The following is an 18,562-nucleotide window of genomic DNA, read 5'->3' on the forward strand; positions in this document are numbered from 1 at the left end:
TCCTTTGATTCCAGTGTGGACGGGATGTGCGTCAGCCGGCGAGGCCGAGCAGTACGGGTGCGGCGAGTGCAGCGATCACTCCACCGATGAGCGGGCCGACGACGGGAACCCACGAGTAGGACCAGTCGCTCGCGCCCTTGCCCTTGATCGGCAGGATCGCATGCGCGATGCGCGGTCCGAGGTCACGGGCGGGGTTGATGGCGTACCCGGTCGGTCCACCGAGGGACGCGCCGATGGCCACCACGAGGAGGGCAACCGGGAGCGCGGTGAGCGGTCCGAGGCCCCCAGGCGTGCCGACCTCGATGTCGCCGTAGTCGGCGAAGGCGAAGATGACGAACACGAGGACGAACGTTCCGATGATCTCCGTGACGAGGTTCCAGCCGTAGGAGCGGATGGCCGGGCCGGTCGAGAAGACGCCGAGCTTGTTCGCCGCCTCCGGCTCTTCATCGAAGTGCTGCTTGTAGGCCAGCCACACCACGATGGCGCCGAGGACGGCTCCCACGAGCTCTGCGGCGGTGGCCGTCAGGAACATCACGAAACTGATCTTGCCGGCGACCAGGAGGCCGATGCCGACAGCGGGGTTGAGGATGGCGCCGGAGTAGGCGGAGACGAGCACACCGGCGAAGACCGCCAGACCCCATCCCCAGTTGACCATCAGGAAGCCGCCGCCGAAGCCCTTGTTCTTCGCGAGAGCGACGTTGGCGACGACACCACATCCGAGCAGGACGAGCATCGCGGTGCCCACCAGTTCGGAGAGGAAGTAGAGACCGAGATTCACATCAGCCATGTCTTCTTTGACCTTTCTTGTGTGTCGGGGCCCCTCTGCCCCGACACGTTATGGGGGTGCGCCGCAAGGAGGGCGGCAGTCCGAGACCCCGTCAGCCGCGCGTGCGGGACGGGATATCGAGTCCGTGTCGTTCGTTCAACAGCTGCCGGGTCTGCTCGAGCTCCGCGTCGTGGCGAGACCTGTCCCAGCCGAGGAGCGGGGCGACCGCGTCAGCGATCTCGTCGAGGACCTCGGCGTCGGCGCCGCCGGTGAAGGCGATGCTGGTGCGACGGAGGACGATGTCCTCGAGCCGGGTCACCATCTCGTTGTGAACCATCCACTCGAGTTCCCTGGTCGACAGGTCGCCGTTGGCGAGGGGGGCATCCGCGCCCTGCTCCACGTACTCCCACACCTGCGCGGCGCGGGTGCCGTACCGCGCGAGCAACTGGTCGGCACGCTCTCCGGCGCCGGAGAGGTTCTCCTGGATCCAGATGCGTCGGGCCTTCTCCGTCCGGGGGAAGTCGCGGCCTCCTCCGATCGCGCGGCCGACGGTCGAGACGGTCCTCGTGCGGTCGATCAGTCCGAGCACGATGTCCGACAGGGACTCGCCGAGCGCGCGGAACGTCGTCCACTTGCCGCCGACAAGGCTCACCAGCGGCACGGCGCCCTTCTCGTCGACCTCGATGCGATAGTCGCGCGACACGAATCCGGGTGCGGTGTCCTCGTGACGCGGCAACGGCCGGATCCCCGAGAACTTGTACACGATCTGGTCGCGCGCGACGTCGATGGTCGGGAACACATGGTGGATCAGGTCGAAGAAGTAGTCGACCTCCTCCTCGGTGCACACCGGGACCTCGCGGGGATCGGCGTCGATGTCGGTCGTGCCGACGAGGACGCGACCCTTGAGGGGATAGATCAGGACGATCCGACCGTCGGAGTGCTCGAAGAAGATCTCTCGACCGCGCGTCGCCTCGAGCAGCTCAGGGTGGTCGAGCACGATGTGGGATCCCTTGGTGCCGCCCATGAAGCGGGTGTCGGCGCCCAACGCGTCGTTCGTCAGGTCGGTCCAGGGGCCGGAGGCGTTCACGACCACGGCGGCGCGCAGCGAGAACTCGGTGCCGCTCTCGCGATCGCGCAGGACGATCTCGTCACCCTCACGGGCGATCGCCTCGACGTAGTTGAGTGCCTGCGCTCCGGGATGCGCGCCACGGCCGTCCTGAAGGACATCGAGGGCGAGCCGCTCGGGGTCGTGCATCGATGCGTCGTAGTAGGTCGCCGTGTACTTGATCTTCGGGTCGAGTGAGGGAAGCTCGGCGAGCGACTTCTTGCGACCGAGGAAGCGGTGCCGCGGGACCGTCCCGCCGTCACGCGAGAACGTGTCGTAGATCGTCAAGCCGACCTTGATGAGGAATGCGCCGCGCTCCTGCGGCTTGCCGCTCTTGTGCGTGAGGAATCGCAGGGGAGCGGACAGGATCCCCGAGAAGGTCGAGTAGATCGGGATCGTCGTCTGCAGCGGCTTGACGTAGTGCGGGGCGATCTTGAGAAGGCCGTTGCGCTCCTCGACGGATTCGCGGACGAGTCGGAACTCGCCGTTCTCCAGATAGCGGATTCCGCCATGGATCATGTGGCTCGACGCGGACGATGCCCCGGAGGCGAAGTCGCCTCGTTCGACGAGCACGACGTCGACGCCCTGGAGCGCCAGATCGCGGAATGTGGAGATGCCGTTGATCCCGCCGCCGATGACGAGGACGCTCGTGCGTCCGGATTCGCGGACGGCGCGAACCTCTGCGCGCTCCGCTGACGAGTGTGTCGAATCGATCATCGTCGACCCTCTCTTCCTTGCTTGCCCACCAGCATCGACCTGTGTGGCATCCCGCGCAAGCCCATTGCACATATGTGCAAGGATCGAGGTCGAGGAGGAAGTCATGGCCGGTGCAGGCGCGGAATCTCGCGACAGCAAGCTGATCGCGGCGCTCACCGCCGCCCAGCTCTACTACATGCAGGACAAGACCATGGAGGTCATCGCGAAGGAGCTCGGGACCTCGCGGTCCTCCGTATCCCGGCTGCTGAGCTTCGCCAGGGAGAGCGGCCTGGTCGACATCCGCATCAATTCTCCGCTCGAGCGGCTCGGGATGCTGGAGCAGCGCATCCGCGACCGCCATCGTGTCGCGGCACACGTCGTACCCATGCCGGAGATCCTCAGCGAAGTCGAAAGACTCGAACGCGTCGCGCTCACGGCGGGTCGTCTGCTGTCGCAGTTCGTCGACTCGAACATGGTGATCGGCGTCGCCTGGGGGTCGACGATCAGTGCGGTCAGTCGGGGCCTCACTCAGAAGGAGACGCACAACACGACTTTCGTGCAGCTCAATGGAGCAGGGAACACGCAGACGACCGGGGTGGAGTACTCCAGCGACATCCTCCAGCGCTTCGGCCGTGCCTTCGGCGCGCAGGTGCAGCAGTTCCCCGTCCCCGCGTTCTTCGACGACCCGGCGACACGCGAAGCGATGTGGCGCGAACGGAGCACCCGCCGCGTGCTGGATCTGCAGGCGAAGATGGACGTCGCCGTGTTCAGCCTCGGTTCGCCGGCCGCTGAGGTGCCGAGCCGCGTCTACGTCGGCGGCTACCTCGGACGCGACGACTATCGCAGCCTCCGCGAGGACCACGCGATCGGCGACGTCGCCACCGTGTTCTTCCGGTCGGACGGCTCCTGGCGCGACATCCGTGTCAATGCGCGTGCCACGGGCCCGGGGCTCGACCGACTCCGACGTGTCCCTCGCCGGGTGTGCATCGTGTCAGGCATCCCGAAGCTCGTGAGTCTTCGCGCGGCGTTGTCGGCCGGCCTCATCACGGACGTGGTGCTCGACGAGGGGCTCGCCAGGCGTCTGATCGAGGATTGAGGGGGATGCCCGCTCGCGCTACGTCCCGTCGGTGGACGATTCGGGTCCCGAACGGAACTCGCGGATGAGGTGCTGCACCACCGCCGTCAGATCGCCCGCTGTCGCATTGGCGATGACGAGCTGCCTCTCGTAACTGGCGCCGTGCTCGAGCGTCTCGGCGTTGCCGCCGAACTCGCGGACGCAGCCGAGTTCGACGGCGACGGGAGCGAGTTCCTCGAGGGCCTCCGAGAGATGGTCGCGCACCGGGCGCTGGGTTCCCTCGGCATCGACGATGACCCGCGCGTCGAGTCCGTAGCGTGCCGCGCGCCACTTGTTCTCGCGGTGGAACCAGGCGGGGAGTTGGGGGAGTCGCCTGCCCTCGTCGAGCATGCGGGAGAAGTGCTCGACGAGCACCTGGACCAGTGCTGCGACGGAGGCGAGTTCGGGCAACGTCGAGAGCCCATCGCACGCGCGGACCTCGATGGTTCCCCAGCGTGGCGCCGGTCGGATGTCCCATCGCACCTCGGTGGCGTCCGCCATCACCCCGGTGCGGACCATGTCGTCGAGGTACGACTCGTACTCGGACCAGTCGCGCAGCGGCCAGGGGAGACCCGCGGTGGGGAGCTGCTGGAACACGAGCGCACGGTTCGACGCGTACCCCGTGCGCTCTCCCGCCCAGAACGGGCTCGACGCGGAGAGGGCTTGCAGGTGGGGAAGGAAGGCGGACAGTGCATTGATGATCGGGAAGACCTTGCGGTGATCCTCGACGCCGATATGCACGTGGATTCCCCAGATCATCATGTTCCTGCCCCACCACTGGGTGCGTTCGATCAGGGTGTGATAGCGGGACTTGTCGGTGACCTGCTGGTCGTACCACTGTGCGAACGGGTGGCTACCCGCCGAGAGCAACTCGATGCCGGCCGGATCGGTCGCCGATCGCACGGCGGTGATCGCGTTCGCGATGTCGTCGACGGCGTGCGCGACCGAGTCGCCGATGCCGCTCGTCACCTCGATCGTGTTCGTCAGCAGCTCGCCCGTGACGGTGTGTCGCTCGTCCTCGCTCTCGGCTTCCAGCGCGGCGAGCAGTTCCGGGGCGCGTCCGACGAGGTCACCGCTCACGGGATCCGCGAGCATGATCTCCCATTCGAGACCGACGGTGGAGCGGGCGGAAGAGGCGAACTCGAGCTTCACCCGCACAGTCTGACACGCGTGCGGCGCGACACGACAACGTCGTTGCCTCACGTTTCGCGCCCGAGGCTCGCATCTGGCAGAATAGAGGGTCGGACGGCTGCTCGACCCTCTATCCAGCTTTCGTCCACACTCATTTGAGCTTCCGCCGGGTGTGCACCCCACTCTCCAGGCGATCAGTTCGTTTCCTTCCACACAATTCAGGAGAATCGTGGCTGTCAAGATTCGTCTCAAGCGCCTGGGCAAGATCCGCGCGCCTTACTACCGCATCGTCGTCGCCGACTCGAAGACCAAGCGCGACGGTCGCGTGATCGAGGAGATCGGCAAGTACCACCCCACCGAGGAGCCTTCGTTCATCGAGGTCGACTCCGAGCGTGCACAGTACTGGCTCTCCGTCGGCGCGCAGCCGACCGAGCAGGTCGCCGCCATCCTCAAGATCACGGGCGACTGGGGCAAGTTCAAGGGCGACAAGGACGCGAAGTCCACGCTCAAGGTCGCCGAGCCGAAGGTCCCCTTCGAGATCGACGCCTCCAAGAAGTCCGTCGTCAAGCCCAAGGTCGAGAAGAAGGTGGAGGCTCCCGCTGAGGAGGCTCCCGCCGCGGCCGACGCGGAGGCCGCTGAGGCTCCCGCAGCAGACGCAGAGTAATCCGTCGTGCTCGCCGCCGCGCTCGAACACATCGTCAAGGGGATCGTCGATCACCCGGAAGATGTGCGTATCAACGAATCCACTTCGCCGCGAGGCGACCTCCTCGAGGTGCGCGTGCACCCCGATGACCGTGGACGCGTGATCGGGCGCGGCGGCCGCACCGCGAAGGCCCTTCGCACCCTCATCAGCGCTCTCGCTGACGGGCGTCGGGTCCGCGTCGATGTCGCGGACGACTGACGTGGTGCCGAAGGACCGCAACCAGGGCAAGAACCAGCTGCGCGTCGGTCGCCTCGTGAAGGCGCACGGACTCAAGGGCGGACTCAAGCTCGAGCTCTACACCGACAACCCCGAGGGGCGTTTCGTCCCGGGTGCCGGCTTCACGTTGCAGGTGCCAGAGGCATCGCCGTGGCACGGCAAGGATGTCACCGTTCGCGAGTACCGCGTGATGAACGGCAACCCCGTGGTGTTCTTCCAAGATGTCGACGACCGCGACGCCGCAGAGAGCCTCGTCCGAGCGATCCTCTGGATCGACCAGGATGTCGACGAGGTCGAAGACGATGCGTGGTTCGACCACCAGCTGGTCGGGCTCGACGTCGTCCGCGACGACCTCGTCATCGGTCGGGTCGTGCGCGTCGAGCATTTCCCCGCGCAAGATCTCCTCATCGTGAAGAGCGGCGATCATGAGGTCATGGTCCCCTTCGTCTCGGCGATCGTCCCCACGGTGGATGTCGCTGAAGGACGGCTGATCGTGACGCCGCCTCCAGGGCTCTTCGAAGATCTCGCGGACGCCGCCGACGCCGGACCGCAGGCGACTCCGGATGCTGAAGCGTCCGAGTGACCGCTGATACGGTTCCCCCGTGCGCATCGACGTCCTCTCCATCTTCCCGTCCTACTTCGACGGCCTGACTCTCTCCCTCCTGGGGAAGGCGCAGGACGCGGGAATCCTCGACCTCCGCGTGCGCGACCTTCGGGACTGGGCTTTCGACCGCCACCGCACCGTGGACGACACGCCTTACGGCGGCGGCGCAGGCATGGTCATGAAGCCCGAACCGTGGGGGCTCGCCCTCGATGAGATCGCGGGTGATGTCGCTGCAGGCGAGGCCGCGCCGCCGACCATCATCTTCCCGTCCCCGGCCGGCGAGGTCTTCACGCAGAAGACGGCGCGCGACCTTGCGACGCGTGAGCACCTGATCTTCGGGTGCGGTCGCTACGAAGGCATCGACGAACGCGTCTTCGAATACGCTTCGCAGCTCGGCGAAGTACGTCTGATCAGCCTCGGGGACTACGTTCTCAACGGAGGAGAGGTCGCCACGATGGCGATGATCGAAGCGATCGGGCGTCTCATCCCCGGGGTCGTCGGCAATCCCGAGAGCCTCGTCGAGGAATCGCACGAGGATGGTCTGCTGGAGTATCCCTCCTACACGAAGCCCGCGTCGTGGCGGGAACGTACGGTTCCTGATGTGCTGCTGAGCGGCAACCACGCGGCGATCGCCGCCTGGCGGCGGGACCAGCAGTTCGAACGCACACGTCGTCGTCGCCCCGACCTCCTGCCGAGCGACGACACGCCGCAGCCCTGACCGGGCGCGCAGCACTCTCCGCCGCCCTCCGGATCAGAGCATCCGCTCGGAGGTCCGGTCGATCTCGAAGACCACCCCGTGCGGGTGTCGCAGCGCCAGCGCGTTCGTCGCGTCCAGTCCCCGCAGTTCGGCCCTCAGCATGCGACCGATCATCTCGTGGCTCACGAGCAGGGGGACGCCCGTCGATGCCCATCCGCAACTGCTGAGTGCTTTTCGGGCACGGGCGCGTGCCTGTGCGTAGCTCTCGCCCCCGGGGAAGGCCCACCCATAGCGGTTGGCGGCGCGTTCCTCCCTGGCTGTGGGATAGGCCTCGTCGATCTCCTCCCAGGTCATGCCGGCGAGTTCGCCGTGATCGACCTCCGCAAGCTCCGGGACCTCGATCAGGTCGGCACCGATACGGTCGGCGATGATGATGGCGGTCTGCCAGGCCCTGCCGAGGGGACTCGAGCACACGCTGACGACACCGACATCGGCGAGGCGCTCCGCCAGCGCACGGGCCTGCTCGATACCCTCTGCGGTCAGCGGCGAGTCCAGTTGCCCCTGCAGTCGTCGCTCCAGATTCCAGGTCGTCTGGCCATGGCGAGCCAGAAGCAGTCGCTCCGGCACGTGACGGTCCTGCGGAATCATGGACTCAATATGGCACACCCGGCGCCGTCGGTCGCGGGACTGCTCGTCGGACCGCTGATAGCGTCGAGACATGCCTGATGACGTCCTGGCCAGATCCTTCGAACTGATCGGGGGCGACTATGACCGCTATCGGCCCGGATTCCCTGAGGCCGCCGCGTCGGCGATCATCCCCGAGCGTGTGACTGCGGTGCTCGACCTGGGAGCGGGGACGGGGAAGTTCACCGAGATGCTCGCGCGGAGGGCGGAGCGCATCGTCGCGGTCGAACCGTCCGAGCGCATGATCCAGGTGCTCCGGTCGAAGCTCCCCGAGGTCGAGTCGTGGCTCGGCACGGCGGAGCACATCCCGCTGGCGGACGCATCGATGCAGGTCGTGACGGTCGCGCAGGCGTTCCACTGGTTCGATCGCGACGTCGCCTGCACGGAGATCAAGAGAGTCCTGGTCGACGGCGGCACGCTCGGACTCGTGTGGAATCACGCGGATCCCACGTGCGCGTGGGACCGGGCGTGCCACCGCATCGCGCATCCCGCCGTGACCGAGACCGACGCCACCACCGACAGCGCCGACAGTGCCCTCCCCGGCTTCCTGTTCACCCGGCACGAAGAGGTGCGTTGGGTGGAGCGCCTCACGCGCGAGCACTACCTTCGCCGCTGGTCGACCGTGAGCACCTTTCTGACCGCCGACGACGAGACCGCCGCCCGGATGTCGAGTGCCATCGAGGCGGTCTTGGATGACGCCGTCGACACCCGAGGTCGGGACGAGTTCGACCTTCCGCACGTGACTGACGTCTACATCTATCGGAGCGATTGAGACCCGCCCCGACCTCGGCGACGGGACTCGTCAGTCGACCCCGAGGAACGACCGGTCGGTCAGGATGATCGGTCCCTCTTCGGTGATCGCGATGGTGTGCTCGGAATGCGCGCCCCGGGAGCCGTCGGCACTGCGCAACGTCCAGCCGTCGGGGTCGGTGACCAGCTCATCGGTGGTCGCGAGGAACCAGGGCTCGAGCGCGAGTACGAGTCCCGCGCGGAGCGGGAAGCCCCGCCCCGGTCGCCCATCGTTCGCCACATGCGGGTCCCCGTGCATCGTGCGTCCGACACCGTGCCCGCCGAAGTCCGTGTTGATCGAGTAGCCCTCGCCGTGCGCCACCGCGGCGATCGCTGCAGAGATATCCCCGATGCGGTTGCCGACCGTCGAGGTCTCGATCGCGGCGACGAGAGCTCGCTCTGTCGTGTCGATGAGACGGAGGTCCTCGTCCCGCGGAGTGCCGACGACGAAGGAGACGGCGGAGTCGGCCACCCATCCGTCCACCGCGACCGCGAAGTCGAGGGTCACGAGGTCGCCGTCGCGAAGCGTGTAGTCGTGGGGGAGACCGTGCAGCACGGCATCGTTCACCGACGTGCAGATGACCTTGCCGAACGGGCTGGCGCCGAAGGACGGGTGGTAGTCGATGTAGCAGGACTCGGCACCCGCCTTGCGGATCATGTCGTGTGCGCGCCGATCGATCGAGAGGAGATTCGTCCCGACCTTCGTGTCGTCTCGGAGCGTCGCGAGCGTCTCCGCGACGAAACGTCCGGCAGCGCGCATCTCGTCGATCTCGGCAGGGGTGCGCAATTCGATCATCGGGTGTCCTCTCGTCTCTCCCATTCTCCCTGATCTCGAGGGCAGGGTTCCGCGGCCCGCTCTCAGCGAACACCGCACCTCGGGCGGAACAGACGACGTACGATCTGAGCATGTGGTTGCGACAGGCCTTCTTCCGCTGGCTCCTCCCGGCAGCCTTCCTGCTGCCGCTGTGGCTGCTGATCGGCTGGGGGGTGTTCCAAGGCGGCTGGTCGATCCTCTGGGTGCTCCTGATCGCGATGCCCTCCGTCTTCCTCGGGCAGCTGCTGCTCACCCTGCTCACCCGTTCCCGCCCCTCGGTGCGAATCGAGCGCGCCGTGTCCTGGTGGGATGTCGCGGGCTTCACCGTCTGGAACGGCCTCACCATCGCGGTCGGGTTCTTCATCGACGGGGCGTTCCCGTGGCTGCTCACCGGAGCCATCGTCGCGGGCATCGGTCTCATCTGGTTGCAACTGTGGCAGCTGTGGAACGAGGCGAAGGGCAGCGGAACGAGGCTGCGCGAGACGATCTCATGGTCGACGATCCCCGCAGCCGACGAGCAGGCCCCGCCGACGCGCGCGCACGAGGTCATCGTCGTCCGCGAGACGGACATCCGCGACTGAGGCCGCGGTTTTGGCCGCGCAGAGCATCCGTGGCAGAATGGGTGTTTGTGCCGTGACCGGTTCTGCCTCAGGGGAGCCCGCGGACGCATCAGCGCCGTACGGCACACCCCCTTTCTTGTTCCTTCCGAAATCATGCATCCGACCTGAGGCGAGTGCAGAGAGAGACGATCATGCAGATCCTCGATGCCGTTGACGCGGCTTCCCTCCGTTCCGACATCCCCGACTTCGGTCCCGGCGACACCGTCAAGGTGCACGTCAACATCACCGAGGGCAGCCGCTCCCGTATCCAGGTCTTCCAGGGTGTGGTCATCGGCCGTCAGGGCGACAGCGTCCGCGAGACCTTCACGGTCCGCAAGATCAGCTTCCAGGTCGGCGTCGAGCGTACCTTCCCGGTGCACTCCCCGGTGATCGACCACATCGAGGTCGTCACCCGCGGTGACGTGCGTCGCGCGAAGCTCTACTACCTCCGCCAGCTCCGTGGCAAGAAGGCGAAGATCAAGGAGAAGCGCGACCGCTGAGTCGCAGCTGCTCCACAGCACCCCGGGACACGATGTCCCGGGGTGCTGTGTTCTCTCCCCGGTGTGCGACCCTTGATACGGTCGCGCCAGAGCGGTGTACGACTCGAGAAGGAACCTGATGACTGAATCGCCGACCGCGCGCACTTCCAGACGACGACGCGGGTTCCTGATCTTCCTCCGAGACGTCCTGGTGATCATCGTGATCGCCGCGCTGGTGTCCTTCGTGGTGAAGACCTTCGTCGTCCGCTCGTTCTACATCCCGTCGGCGTCCATGGAGCGCACTCTGTTGGTGAAGGACCGCATCCTCGTCGACGAGCTCACCCCACGATGGACCGCGTACGAGCGCGGCGACGTCGTCGTGTTCAAGGACCCGGGTGGATGGCTCGATGTGCAGCCGCAGACGCCGCCACAGCCTCCGCTGGTGCAGGCCGTCGACTGGGTGCTGAACTTCGTCGGCATCTCCGCGACCGATTCACAGGACCACCTCGTCAAGCGCGTGATCGGCCTTCCCGGCGATCACGTCGTATGCTGCAATGCGCTCGGCCAGATCACCATCAACGGCGCGCCGATAGACGAACTCAGCTACTTGAACCTCCCTGAGGGCGACACTGCCGCGTCGAACGAGCCGTTCGACGTGGTCGTCCCTGAGGACTCGGTGTGGCTGCTCGGCGACAACCGTGACCGATCGCGTGATTCCCGCGCGCATCAGGAGCTGCCCAGCGGCGGATTCGTACCGATGGAGAACATCGTCGGCAAGGCCTTCCTGACGACGTGGCCGTTGAACCGGCTGGGACCCATCGACGGGCACCATGACATCTTCAACGGAGTTCCGGACGCGGAATGACCGTCATCACGCCGAAGCTGACCCTGGAGCGCAGGCTCCTGGGGGAGTGCGAGCTGATCATCTCGCTCGACGAGGTCGGCAGGGGGGCGCTTGCCGGTCCTGTCGCCGTCGGCGCGGCCATGATGGACGCTGCAGGTGCGCGTCGACGGGTACCGGAAGGGCTTCGCGACTCCAAGCTCGTGACGGAGAAGCGTCGGCCGCAGGTCGCGGCTCGTGCCGCGGCGTGGGTGCAGGCGTCCGCAGTCGGCTGGGCGAGTGCGCAGGAGGTCGACGAGGTCGGCATAATGCGAGCGCTCGGCCTCGCGGCGTCACGAGCCGTGCAGGCGATCGCCGATCAGGGCGCGGCCCTGGGCGATGCCCTCGTCCTGCTCGACGGCAACCACGACTACGTGTCGAGAGTGCACCCCGAGCCCTTGCGCGTCCGTCCGGTGATCAAGGCCGACCGCGACTGCGCGTCGGTCTCCGCGGCGTCGGTCATCGCGAAGGTCGCGCGCGACACCTACATGGCGGAACTCCACGAGAGCCATCCCGCGTATCAGTGGAATCGGAACAAGGGGTACGCGAGCCCCGAGCACCGCGACGCGATTCGCCACAACGGTCTGTCGCCGTTCCATCGGGCGTCCTGGGCCATCGCCGACGCTCCCACCCTGTTCTGAAGAGCCGGGGGAGCCGCCGATGCCGCACCGCACCGCGCGCGACTCTAGGATGGACACATCATGGATGAGGAAGCCTTCGACGATTACGACCGCGAACTCGAGCTGGCCCTGTTCCGGGAGTATCGGGACGTGGTCTCCCAGTTCCAGTACGTCGTCGAGACCGAGCGCCGGTTCTACCTGGCGAACGAGGTCAATGTCGTCCGTCGCGACACCGAGCACGACTTCTACTTCGAGATCTCGATGAGCGACGTGTGGGTGTGGGATATCTATCGTGCCGATCGCTTCGTGAAAGCCGTCCGGGTGTTGACGTTCAAGGACGTCAACGTCGAGGAGCTGCAGCGGCGCGAATTCGAACTGCCGCAGGAGCTCTCCCTCGACGGAGAGTGATCTACGGCTGTGGAGCGCGTCCACGGCCGCCCTCCACATCTGTTCGATTCCCGCGGTTCTCCCCAGGAGGCGCGCGAGCGACTGAGGACCTCGCGATCTCGTCGTCGCGCCGCATGATGCTGAGGGCATGGCAGAGAAGGATGAACTCGGCAGGGCAGGCGAAGCCCGAGCGGCACAGCACCTGACAGACAGCGGATACCGCGTGCTCGTCAGAAACTGGCGGTGTGCGCAGGGCGAGCTCGACATCATCGCCGCTCGCGGCGGGCATCTCGCCGTGGTGGAGGTGAAGACTCGTCGGTCGATGGCCTTCGGGCATCCGTTCGAGGCGGTCGACCATCGAAAGCGTCGTCGCCTGTGGAAACTCGCGCAGGCCTGGATCGCCGAGAATCCAGACGCCGTTCGTGGTCTCGTCGTGCGCATCGACGTGATCGGCATCATCGGTACGGATCCGGCGACCGGTACGCTCGAGCATCTCGAGGACATCGCGTGAGCACGGCGCGGACCTGGGCGGTCGCTCTCGCCGGTGTCGACGGGCACCTCGTGGAGGTAGAAGCTGATCTGTCGAATCAGACCCCGGAGTTCAGGATCATCGGGCTGCCGGACAAATCGCTCGGAGAGGCCGTCCAGCGGGTCCACAACGCGTGCAAGAACACGGGCCTCGACCTGCCGCGGCGCAGGCTCACGGTGAACCTGTCGCCCGCGAGCCTGCCCAAGCACGGAGCGGGATTCGACCTGGCGATCGCGGTGGCCTCGCTCGCAGCCGGCGGTTCGCTCGCGGCGCGTTCCATCGCGGCGACGGTGCACATCGGCGAGCTCGGCCTCGATGGTCGAGTCCGGCCGGTTCCCGGCGTGCTCCCCGCGGTGTTCGCGGCCGCTCGTGCGGGCTTCGACGCGGTGATCGTTCCACGAGGGAACGAGGCGGAGGCGAGGCTGGTGACAGGCATCGAGGTGCGCGGTGCCGCATCTCTCGCCGAGGTCGCCGTATGGCACGGGGCCGACGTGGAGGTGCCTGACGTCGCGACCGTCCACCCGCCCGCTGTGGCGATGCGAGAAGGAGCCGATCTGGACCTGTCCGAGATCGTCGGGCAGGAAGAGGCCGTCGACGCACTCATCGTCGCTGCCGCTGGCGGCCACCACCTTCTCTTGAGCGGACCCCCTGGAGCGGGCAAGACGATGCTCGCTCGAAGGCTGCCAGGGATCATGCCGCCGCTCGATGAGCAGGACGCGCTCGAGGTCGCCTCGGTCAAGTCTCTCAGCGGTGAGCACGTGGCCACGCTCGATCGAGTGCCACCGCTCGAGGCGCCGCATCACAGTGCATCCGTCGCTGCGCTGGTCGGCGGCGGCTCCCGTGCGGCACGACCCGGGGCTATCGCACGAGCCCACTGCGGTGTGCTGTTCCTCGACGAAGCGGCGGAGTTCTCACGTGTCGCGCTGGACGCATTGCGTCAGCCGCTCGAGGCCGGTGTGATCGAGGTCAATCGCGCGGGCTTCACGGCGCATTTCCCCGCGCGCTTCCAACTGCTTCTCGCGATGAACCCCTGCCCGTGCGGCAACCACGGCGTCAGGGGCGCCGAGTGCACGTGCCCACCGATGTCGATCCGTCGGTACTCCGGCCGTCTCTCCGGTCCCCTCCGAGACCGCATCGACATCGGCCTGCAGGTGAATCGCGTCGCCGCGTCACGGGCGGCGGGAGTCGGACGCACGACGACATCGAAGGCGAGATCGCAGGTGGTCACCGCTCGTGCACGCGCCGCACAGCGGTGGAAGAGCACACCCTGGCGGCGCAATGCCGAGGTTCCGGGAACATGGCTCCGCCAGGGGGAGCTGCGACTCTCCGCGGCGACACGCTTCCCGCTGGATCGCGCTCTCGAACGCGGAGCGCTCACTCTCCGCGGCTACGACCGTGTGCTTAGGGTGGCATGGACGATGGCCGACCTGGCGGGACTCGACAGGCCGGGGATCGACGAGGTCGGTCTCGCGCTGCACCTGCGGGGAGGGCTCCTCCGATGATGGACGAAGCGCTCCGAGACCCGGACACTGTGGCCGCACTACATCGCATCCACCCGGGTGATGACGTCGCCGAATGTCTCGCGAGGGCGGCGTGGACGGTGATCGCCGAGCCGGGAGACGCCGCTGCCGGTGCTCTGATCGAGGCGCTGGGACCGGAGGACGCGTTGGCGGTTGCATTGGGGGCGGGCCTCCAGTCATCGGAATGGAGCGCCACCGGGCGGGCCTCCCGCGTCCTTGCGGAGGGGCGTGCCCGGTGGCGGCCTCGGGCGCGAGGCGACGCCCTGCGACAGGCGATCCGCGGCGCCGACGAGGTCGGAGCGCGTCTGCTGACACCGGGCGATGAGCATTGGCCTGCGTCCCTGGATGATCTCGGACCTCACACGCCGATCGCACTATGGGTGCGTGGTGACGCGTCTGCCCTCTCCTGCGCACCGCGTGTGTCCGTGGTCGGTGCCCGCGCCGCCACCGGGTACGGGGAGCAAGTCGCAGCGGAGCTCGCGGGAGATCTCGCATCCGCCGGCGTTGTGATCGTGTCGGGAGGCGCCTATGGCATCGACGGGGCCGCGCATCGCGCGGCGCTCGGCGTTCAGGGCACGACCGTGGCGTTCCTCGCCGGCGGGGTCGACCGGGCCTATCCGATCGGCCACCGAAGGCTTTTGCAGCAGATCACCCGCGATGGCGCGGTGGTCAGCGAGCCGCCGTGCGGAACCGCGCCGACGAAGTGGCGCTTCCTCGCACGCAATCGCTTGATCGCTGCGCTCGGGCAGGCGACGGTCGTCGTGGAGGCCGGGTGGCGCAGCGGTTCGCTGAACACCGCAGGGCACGCTGCGTCGCTCGGCCGCCCGCTCGGTGCCGTTCCCGGACCGGTGACCTCCGCGTCCTCGGCCGGATGTCACCGGCTGTTCCGTGAGTACGACGCGCAATGCGTGACGTCCGCCCGTGAGGTGAGAGAGCTGTGGGCGCCGGTCGGGGTCGAGACCTCCGACACAGCCGATGCGGCGAGACACCCGGACCGCGCGCGGGTACTCGATGCGATGGGCGCCAGGTCGAGGGTCTCTGTCGAGGAGATAGCCCGTCGGTCTGGCATGTCACCCGATCGTGTGCGCTCGCTCCTGGGTCTGCTGCATCTCGAGGGAGATGTCGCGCTCGATGAGGTGGGCTGGCATCGGGCCCGGTCGGCCTCGGGGTCATGATGCCGGGTATCCGCCTCTGCTCCGGTGAGGCCGCGGCGGAGTGCATCGGTCATGGGATCGCCCGCACCGCAGACCCGTGGAGGAGAGAGCTCACGCGGCGGGCCACCCGCTCGTGATCGCGCGGACTGCGAGACGCAGGGTCTCGGTCTCGGAGTCGACGCGCACCGTCTCCGAGGGCAGTGCGCGTTCGGTCGCGATGCCGGACGTCACCGTAGCCAGGAACCGGGCTCGTGCCTCGATGCGACCCGCGGGGATCGCGCCTTCGTCGACCAGGGCGGTGAGCCACTGCTCGATCCGGTGGCGCCCCATGCGTTCCAGAGCGAGGTACGTCGCGGCCTCGTCTTCGGACGGGGACGTGGCCACATACGCCTCGTAGAGGGCGCCCCACTGCTGCCGGGCCCGGTCGCCCACTCCGACTTGGGCGAGGAGCAGTTGCAGGCACGCGAGGAGGCGCTCTTCCGGCGTCAGGGAGTGATCATTTATCGGATCGTCGGGAATCTTCAGGTCGTACATCGCGGCGACCACCGTCTCGACGAGTGCGCGCTGCGTCGGGAAGAAGTGGCGCAACGAGCCTGTGCTCACCTGGGCGCGGGCGGCTACCGCCCGCACGCTCAGGCGCGCGGTGGGATTCTCTCCGAGCATCGTCGCTGCGGCGACGAGGATCTTCGATCGCGTTCCCGGTTCCTTCGATTCGACATCCATGTCCGTCCTTCGTATGACGTGCCTATTACAGTGTGCTAGCTTAGGTCGCTCGTGGCTATCACGCTGTACTAGTTTAGGGGACGACGACTTGGGCATCATGAACTGGCGCAATCGCCGCGTCCGCGCCGGGTCCGGCGAACCGTTGCGGCGGTACCGCTGGTGGCAGATGTTCAGCCGGTCCGTCCGCTCGATCACGCTGACGGAGGAAGACGGCGGGACGTCGATCTACACCGTCGAGGTCCGCCACGCGGGCGACATGACGGACGGCGAGGTTCGCGCGCGCCTCTACGTCGATGGCTCGCTGCAGTCGTACGCGAAGATGCCCACCCGCTTCTCGGTGCCGGGCGGCCACATCGAGGTGGCGATCACAGGTTTCGGACTCAAGCGATGCCACTTCGTGCCAAGGGACGGCGTGGAACAGCAGCTTGCGCCCGATCCGCGGTCGGCCGAAGGTCGCCGCGCCCGGCTGCATCGGCGGCACCCCGGTGCGAGTCGCCTGATCAGCCTTCTCTCCATTGCGTTCGTCATCATCGGACTGTGCGTGGAGGTGCCCCAGATCATCGAAGCCCTCTCACAGATCCCGCCGGTCGCCGAATCGATCGGCACCTTCATCTCTCCCATTCGCCTTCCCCTCCACATCAATCTGATGATCGGGCTGGCAGCGGTCGTCGGCAGTACGGAGCGAGCCCTGCGGATGCGATCGAGCTGGATCGATGAACTCGCCAGCTGAAGATCCCACGGAAGCACCCGACAGGCACAACAGCCTCGAGAACAGCTCCCGAACCCGTGGTGGACCCGGAAGGTCGGCTCAGCCCTCACCCGACCGCACACCCCTTGCGACCGCTGATGCCGTCGCGACCGAGATGTAGGGTCACGAGCCGCGACCAGCGCATCACCCATCCGGAGAGTCACCCTGCCCCGGGGTCACGACCCCACTCCGGCGAGGCTGCGGGGGTCCGAATCGGTCACGGGGCAAGCTGGAGGCATGGATCTCGCGGTCGCTGCCGAGGCGTTCGTCGATCACCTCGAGAGGGTGCGTCGGCTCTCTCCGGCGACCGCGAAGGCGTATCGGTCGGACCTGCGCGACCTGCACGCCGCGGCGAACGGCATGCTTCTCGAAGAGATCGACCTCGAGACTCTCAGAGACTGGCTGTGGCGTGCGACGCAACGGGGGGATGCGAGATCGACACTCGCGCGGCGATCCGCGGCCGCGCGGTCCTTCTTCCGGTGGGCGCAGGAACAAGGGCTGATCGCGCACGACCCGAGTCTGCGGCTCATCGCCCCGAAGAAGGGGCACACCCTGCCGACGATCGCCTCCCGTGACGCCATGACGACTCTGCTCGACGCGCACCGGGCCGCGGCAGAAGCCGGCGATCCGATCGCTCTGCGGGATCATGCGATCCTCGAGGTGCTCTACGGCTCTGGCGTGCGTGTGTCGGAACTCTGCGGCCTCGACATCGACGACCTCGACCTGGACCGGGGAACCGCCCGCGTGCTGGGCAAGGGCGGGAAGGAGCGCATCGTCCCCTTCGGCGTCCCCGCACGCGATGCGCTGAATGCCTATCTGAGTCGCGGGAGGCCAGCCCTCGTGGCGCGGTCGAAGAGCTTCACACCCGCCGTGATCCTGGGAAGCCGCGGGGCGCGAATCGGCCCGCGCACGGTGTATCAGCTCGTCGCGCGTGTCCTCGCGCCGATCGTCGGCGCCGAGACGATCGGGCCCCATGCGCTCAGACACACCGCGGCAACGCACCTCCTCGACGGCGGTGCGGATCTGAGAGCGGTGCAGGAGATCCTCGGTCACGCGAGTCTCGGGACCACGCAGATCTACACCCATGTGTCCGCAGAGCGTCTGACGGCCACGTACCGGCTGGCTCACCCGCGCGCGTGATCCGCACCCATCGGCCGCGGGTCAGGTGCAGCAGGGGAGCAACACCGCGCGGGGAACACCGCCGAAGAGCAGCATCGGATTGATGTACGCGTCGTCGCGCCTCACCCCGACGTGGAGGGAACCCGGCGAGGTATGCCCGCCCACGTCGACGGTCCCGATGTCCTGGCCGGCAGCGACAGAGTCGCCGGGCTCGAGCGACGATCCCAGTGGTTCGTACGTCGACACGAGTCCGTCAGCGTGGGCGATGGTCAGGAGAGGCCGATCCACCACGGTGCCGCGGAACGCCACGACTCCGTCGGCAGGTGCGCGAACCTCCGCCCCGATCGAGGTGCCCAGATCGATGCCACGGTGGCCTGCACCGTATTCGCTCGCCGGGGCGCGATAGGGCTGCGTGACGACATGCGCCCCTGCCACCGGCCACCTCCACTGCGGGAGGCTCCCGGACGCGACCGACGCGGCGGGTG

23 protein-coding genes are annotated in these 18,562 nt (G+C 67.4%); 16 read left to right on the forward strand and 7 right to left on the reverse strand.

What is annotated here, in order from left to right:
- Window positions 1–31 precede the first annotated feature (31 nt).
- Complete coding sequence (locus tag K1X59_RS09425; protein ID WP_183152604.1) at window positions 32–787, reverse strand: MIP/aquaporin family protein; 756 nt, start codon at window positions 785–787, stop codon at window positions 32–34.
- Between the two features lie 91 nt (window positions 788–878).
- Complete coding sequence (locus K1X59_RS09430) at window positions 879–2,588, reverse strand: glycerol-3-phosphate dehydrogenase/oxidase (protein WP_183152605.1); 1,710 nt, start codon at window positions 2,586–2,588, stop codon at window positions 879–881.
- A gap of 103 nt (window positions 2,589–2,691) precedes the next feature.
- Between K1X59_RS09430 and K1X59_RS09435 the strand changes: the two genes are divergently transcribed.
- Entirely contained in the window at window positions 2,692–3,663 is a 972-nt protein-coding gene (locus K1X59_RS09435) for a sugar-binding transcriptional regulator (protein ID WP_183152606.1), read from the forward strand.
- Between the two features lie 18 nt (window positions 3,664–3,681).
- Here the strand turns inward: K1X59_RS09435 and K1X59_RS09440 are convergent, their stop codons facing one another.
- Window positions 3,682–4,833 carry a glutamate--cysteine ligase gene (locus K1X59_RS09440; RefSeq protein ID WP_183152607.1) on the reverse strand — a complete coding sequence of 384 codons (1,152 nt, stop codon included), beginning with the start codon at window positions 4,831–4,833 and terminating at the stop codon, window positions 3,682–3,684.
- A 208-nt stretch (window positions 4,834–5,041) separates the two neighbouring features.
- On the opposite strand from K1X59_RS09440, the gene rpsP reads away from it, so the two are divergent.
- From rpsP to trmD, 4 genes are read left to right on the forward strand one after another with little or no spacing between them, the layout of a single operon-like run.
- A complete protein-coding gene (gene rpsP / locus K1X59_RS09445) occupies window positions 5,042–5,476 on the forward strand; it encodes a 30S ribosomal protein S16 (RefSeq protein ID WP_183152608.1) in 435 nt (144 codons plus the stop codon).
- 6 nt (window positions 5,477–5,482) lie between these two features.
- Window positions 5,483–5,713 (forward strand): RNA-binding protein, encoded by a 231-nt coding sequence (locus K1X59_RS09450; protein WP_183152609.1) that lies wholly within the window; start codon window positions 5,483–5,485, stop codon window positions 5,711–5,713.
- Entirely contained in the window at window positions 5,697–6,314 is a 618-nt protein-coding gene (rimM, locus tag K1X59_RS09455; protein ID WP_183152610.1) for a ribosome maturation factor RimM, read from the forward strand. The genes K1X59_RS09450 and rimM overlap by 17 nt, the downstream gene beginning before the upstream one ends.
- A 19-nt stretch (window positions 6,315–6,333) precedes the next feature.
- Window positions 6,334–7,053, forward strand: a complete 720-nt coding sequence (gene trmD / locus K1X59_RS09460) for a tRNA (guanosine(37)-N1)-methyltransferase TrmD (RefSeq protein ID WP_183152611.1) — start codon at window positions 6,334–6,336, stop codon at window positions 7,051–7,053.
- A gap of 33 nt (window positions 7,054–7,086) precedes the next feature.
- On the opposite strand, the gene K1X59_RS09465 is transcribed toward trmD, so the two are convergent.
- On the reverse strand, window positions 7,087–7,680 hold the full coding sequence (locus K1X59_RS09465) for a histidine phosphatase family protein (RefSeq protein WP_258567199.1): 594 nt from the start codon (window positions 7,678–7,680) through the stop codon (window positions 7,087–7,089).
- 70 nt (window positions 7,681–7,750) lie between these two features.
- Here K1X59_RS09465 and K1X59_RS09470 point away from each other — a divergent pair, with 70 nt between their 5' ends.
- Window positions 7,751–8,488, forward strand: a complete 738-nt coding sequence (locus tag K1X59_RS09470; RefSeq protein WP_183152613.1) for a class I SAM-dependent methyltransferase — start codon at window positions 7,751–7,753, stop codon at window positions 8,486–8,488.
- A 30-nt stretch (window positions 8,489–8,518) separates the two neighbouring features.
- Here the strand turns inward: K1X59_RS09470 and map are convergent, their stop codons facing one another.
- Complete coding sequence (gene map, locus K1X59_RS09475; RefSeq protein WP_183152614.1) at window positions 8,519–9,301, reverse strand: type I methionyl aminopeptidase; 783 nt, start codon at window positions 9,299–9,301, stop codon at window positions 8,519–8,521.
- Window positions 9,302–9,411: 110 nt separating this feature from the next.
- On the opposite strand from map, the gene K1X59_RS09480 reads away from it, so the two are divergent.
- The 8 genes from K1X59_RS09480 (at window position 9,412) to dprA (ending at window position 15,508) form a co-directional block, all read left to right on the forward strand.
- Window positions 9,412–9,900: an MFS transporter permease gene (locus K1X59_RS09480; protein WP_183152615.1), complete on the forward strand. Its 489-nt coding sequence runs from the start codon at window positions 9,412–9,414 to the stop codon at window positions 9,898–9,900.
- A 170-nt stretch (window positions 9,901–10,070) separates the two neighbouring features.
- On the forward strand, window positions 10,071–10,418 hold the full coding sequence (rplS, locus tag K1X59_RS09485; protein WP_026050001.1) for a 50S ribosomal protein L19: 348 nt from the start codon (window positions 10,071–10,073) through the stop codon (window positions 10,416–10,418).
- A gap of 118 nt (window positions 10,419–10,536) precedes the next feature.
- On the forward strand, window positions 10,537–11,262 hold the full coding sequence (gene lepB / locus K1X59_RS09490) for a signal peptidase I (RefSeq protein ID WP_183152616.1): 726 nt from the start codon (window positions 10,537–10,539) through the stop codon (window positions 11,260–11,262).
- Entirely contained in the window at window positions 11,259–11,918 is a 660-nt protein-coding gene (locus K1X59_RS09495) for a ribonuclease HII (protein ID WP_183152617.1), read from the forward strand. The genes lepB and K1X59_RS09495 overlap by 4 nt, the downstream gene beginning before the upstream one ends.
- A gap of 60 nt (window positions 11,919–11,978) precedes the next feature.
- On the forward strand, window positions 11,979–12,305 hold the full coding sequence (locus tag K1X59_RS09500) for a DUF2469 family protein (RefSeq protein ID WP_017204525.1): 327 nt from the start codon (window positions 11,979–11,981) through the stop codon (window positions 12,303–12,305).
- A gap of 127 nt (window positions 12,306–12,432) precedes the next feature.
- A complete protein-coding gene (locus K1X59_RS09505) occupies window positions 12,433–12,795 on the forward strand; it encodes a YraN family protein (RefSeq protein WP_183152618.1) in 363 nt (120 codons plus the stop codon).
- On the forward strand, window positions 12,792–14,315 hold the full coding sequence (locus K1X59_RS09510) for a YifB family Mg chelatase-like AAA ATPase (protein ID WP_220174165.1): 1,524 nt from the start codon (window positions 12,792–12,794) through the stop codon (window positions 14,313–14,315). Before K1X59_RS09505 ends, K1X59_RS09510 begins: the two co-directional genes overlap by 4 nt.
- Before the next feature lie 29 nt (window positions 14,316–14,344).
- Entirely contained in the window at window positions 14,345–15,508 is a 1,164-nt protein-coding gene (gene dprA / locus K1X59_RS09515) for a DNA-processing protein DprA (protein WP_258567201.1), read from the forward strand.
- 90 nt (window positions 15,509–15,598) lie between these two features.
- Here dprA and K1X59_RS09520 read toward each other — a convergent pair whose 3' ends face one another.
- The gene (locus tag K1X59_RS09520; RefSeq protein ID WP_183152619.1) at window positions 15,599–16,210 is read right to left on the reverse strand and encodes a helix-turn-helix domain-containing protein; all 612 of its coding nucleotides are present in this window, start codon (window positions 16,208–16,210) and stop codon (window positions 15,599–15,601) included.
- A gap of 97 nt (window positions 16,211–16,307) precedes the next feature.
- Between K1X59_RS09520 and K1X59_RS09525 the strand changes: the two genes are divergently transcribed.
- Window positions 16,308–16,940: a hypothetical protein gene (locus K1X59_RS09525; RefSeq protein WP_183152795.1), complete on the forward strand. Its 633-nt coding sequence runs from the start codon at window positions 16,308–16,310 to the stop codon at window positions 16,938–16,940.
- Window positions 16,941–17,195: 255 nt separating this feature from the next.
- Window positions 17,196–18,098: a tyrosine recombinase XerC gene (locus K1X59_RS09530; protein WP_183152620.1), complete on the forward strand. Its 903-nt coding sequence runs from the start codon at window positions 17,196–17,198 to the stop codon at window positions 18,096–18,098.
- Between the two features lie 21 nt (window positions 18,099–18,119).
- On the opposite strand, the gene K1X59_RS09535 is transcribed toward K1X59_RS09530, so the two are convergent.
- Complete coding sequence (locus K1X59_RS09535) at window positions 18,120–18,512, reverse strand: murein hydrolase activator EnvC (RefSeq protein ID WP_258567202.1); 393 nt, start codon at window positions 18,510–18,512, stop codon at window positions 18,120–18,122.
- Window positions 18,513–18,562 lie beyond the last annotated feature (50 nt).

Origin of the sequence: Microbacterium sp. Se5.02b, assembly GCF_019464375.1 — a bacterium.
In the GTDB taxonomy this organism is placed as follows: Bacteria; Actinomycetota; Actinomycetes; order Actinomycetales; family Microbacteriaceae; genus Microbacterium.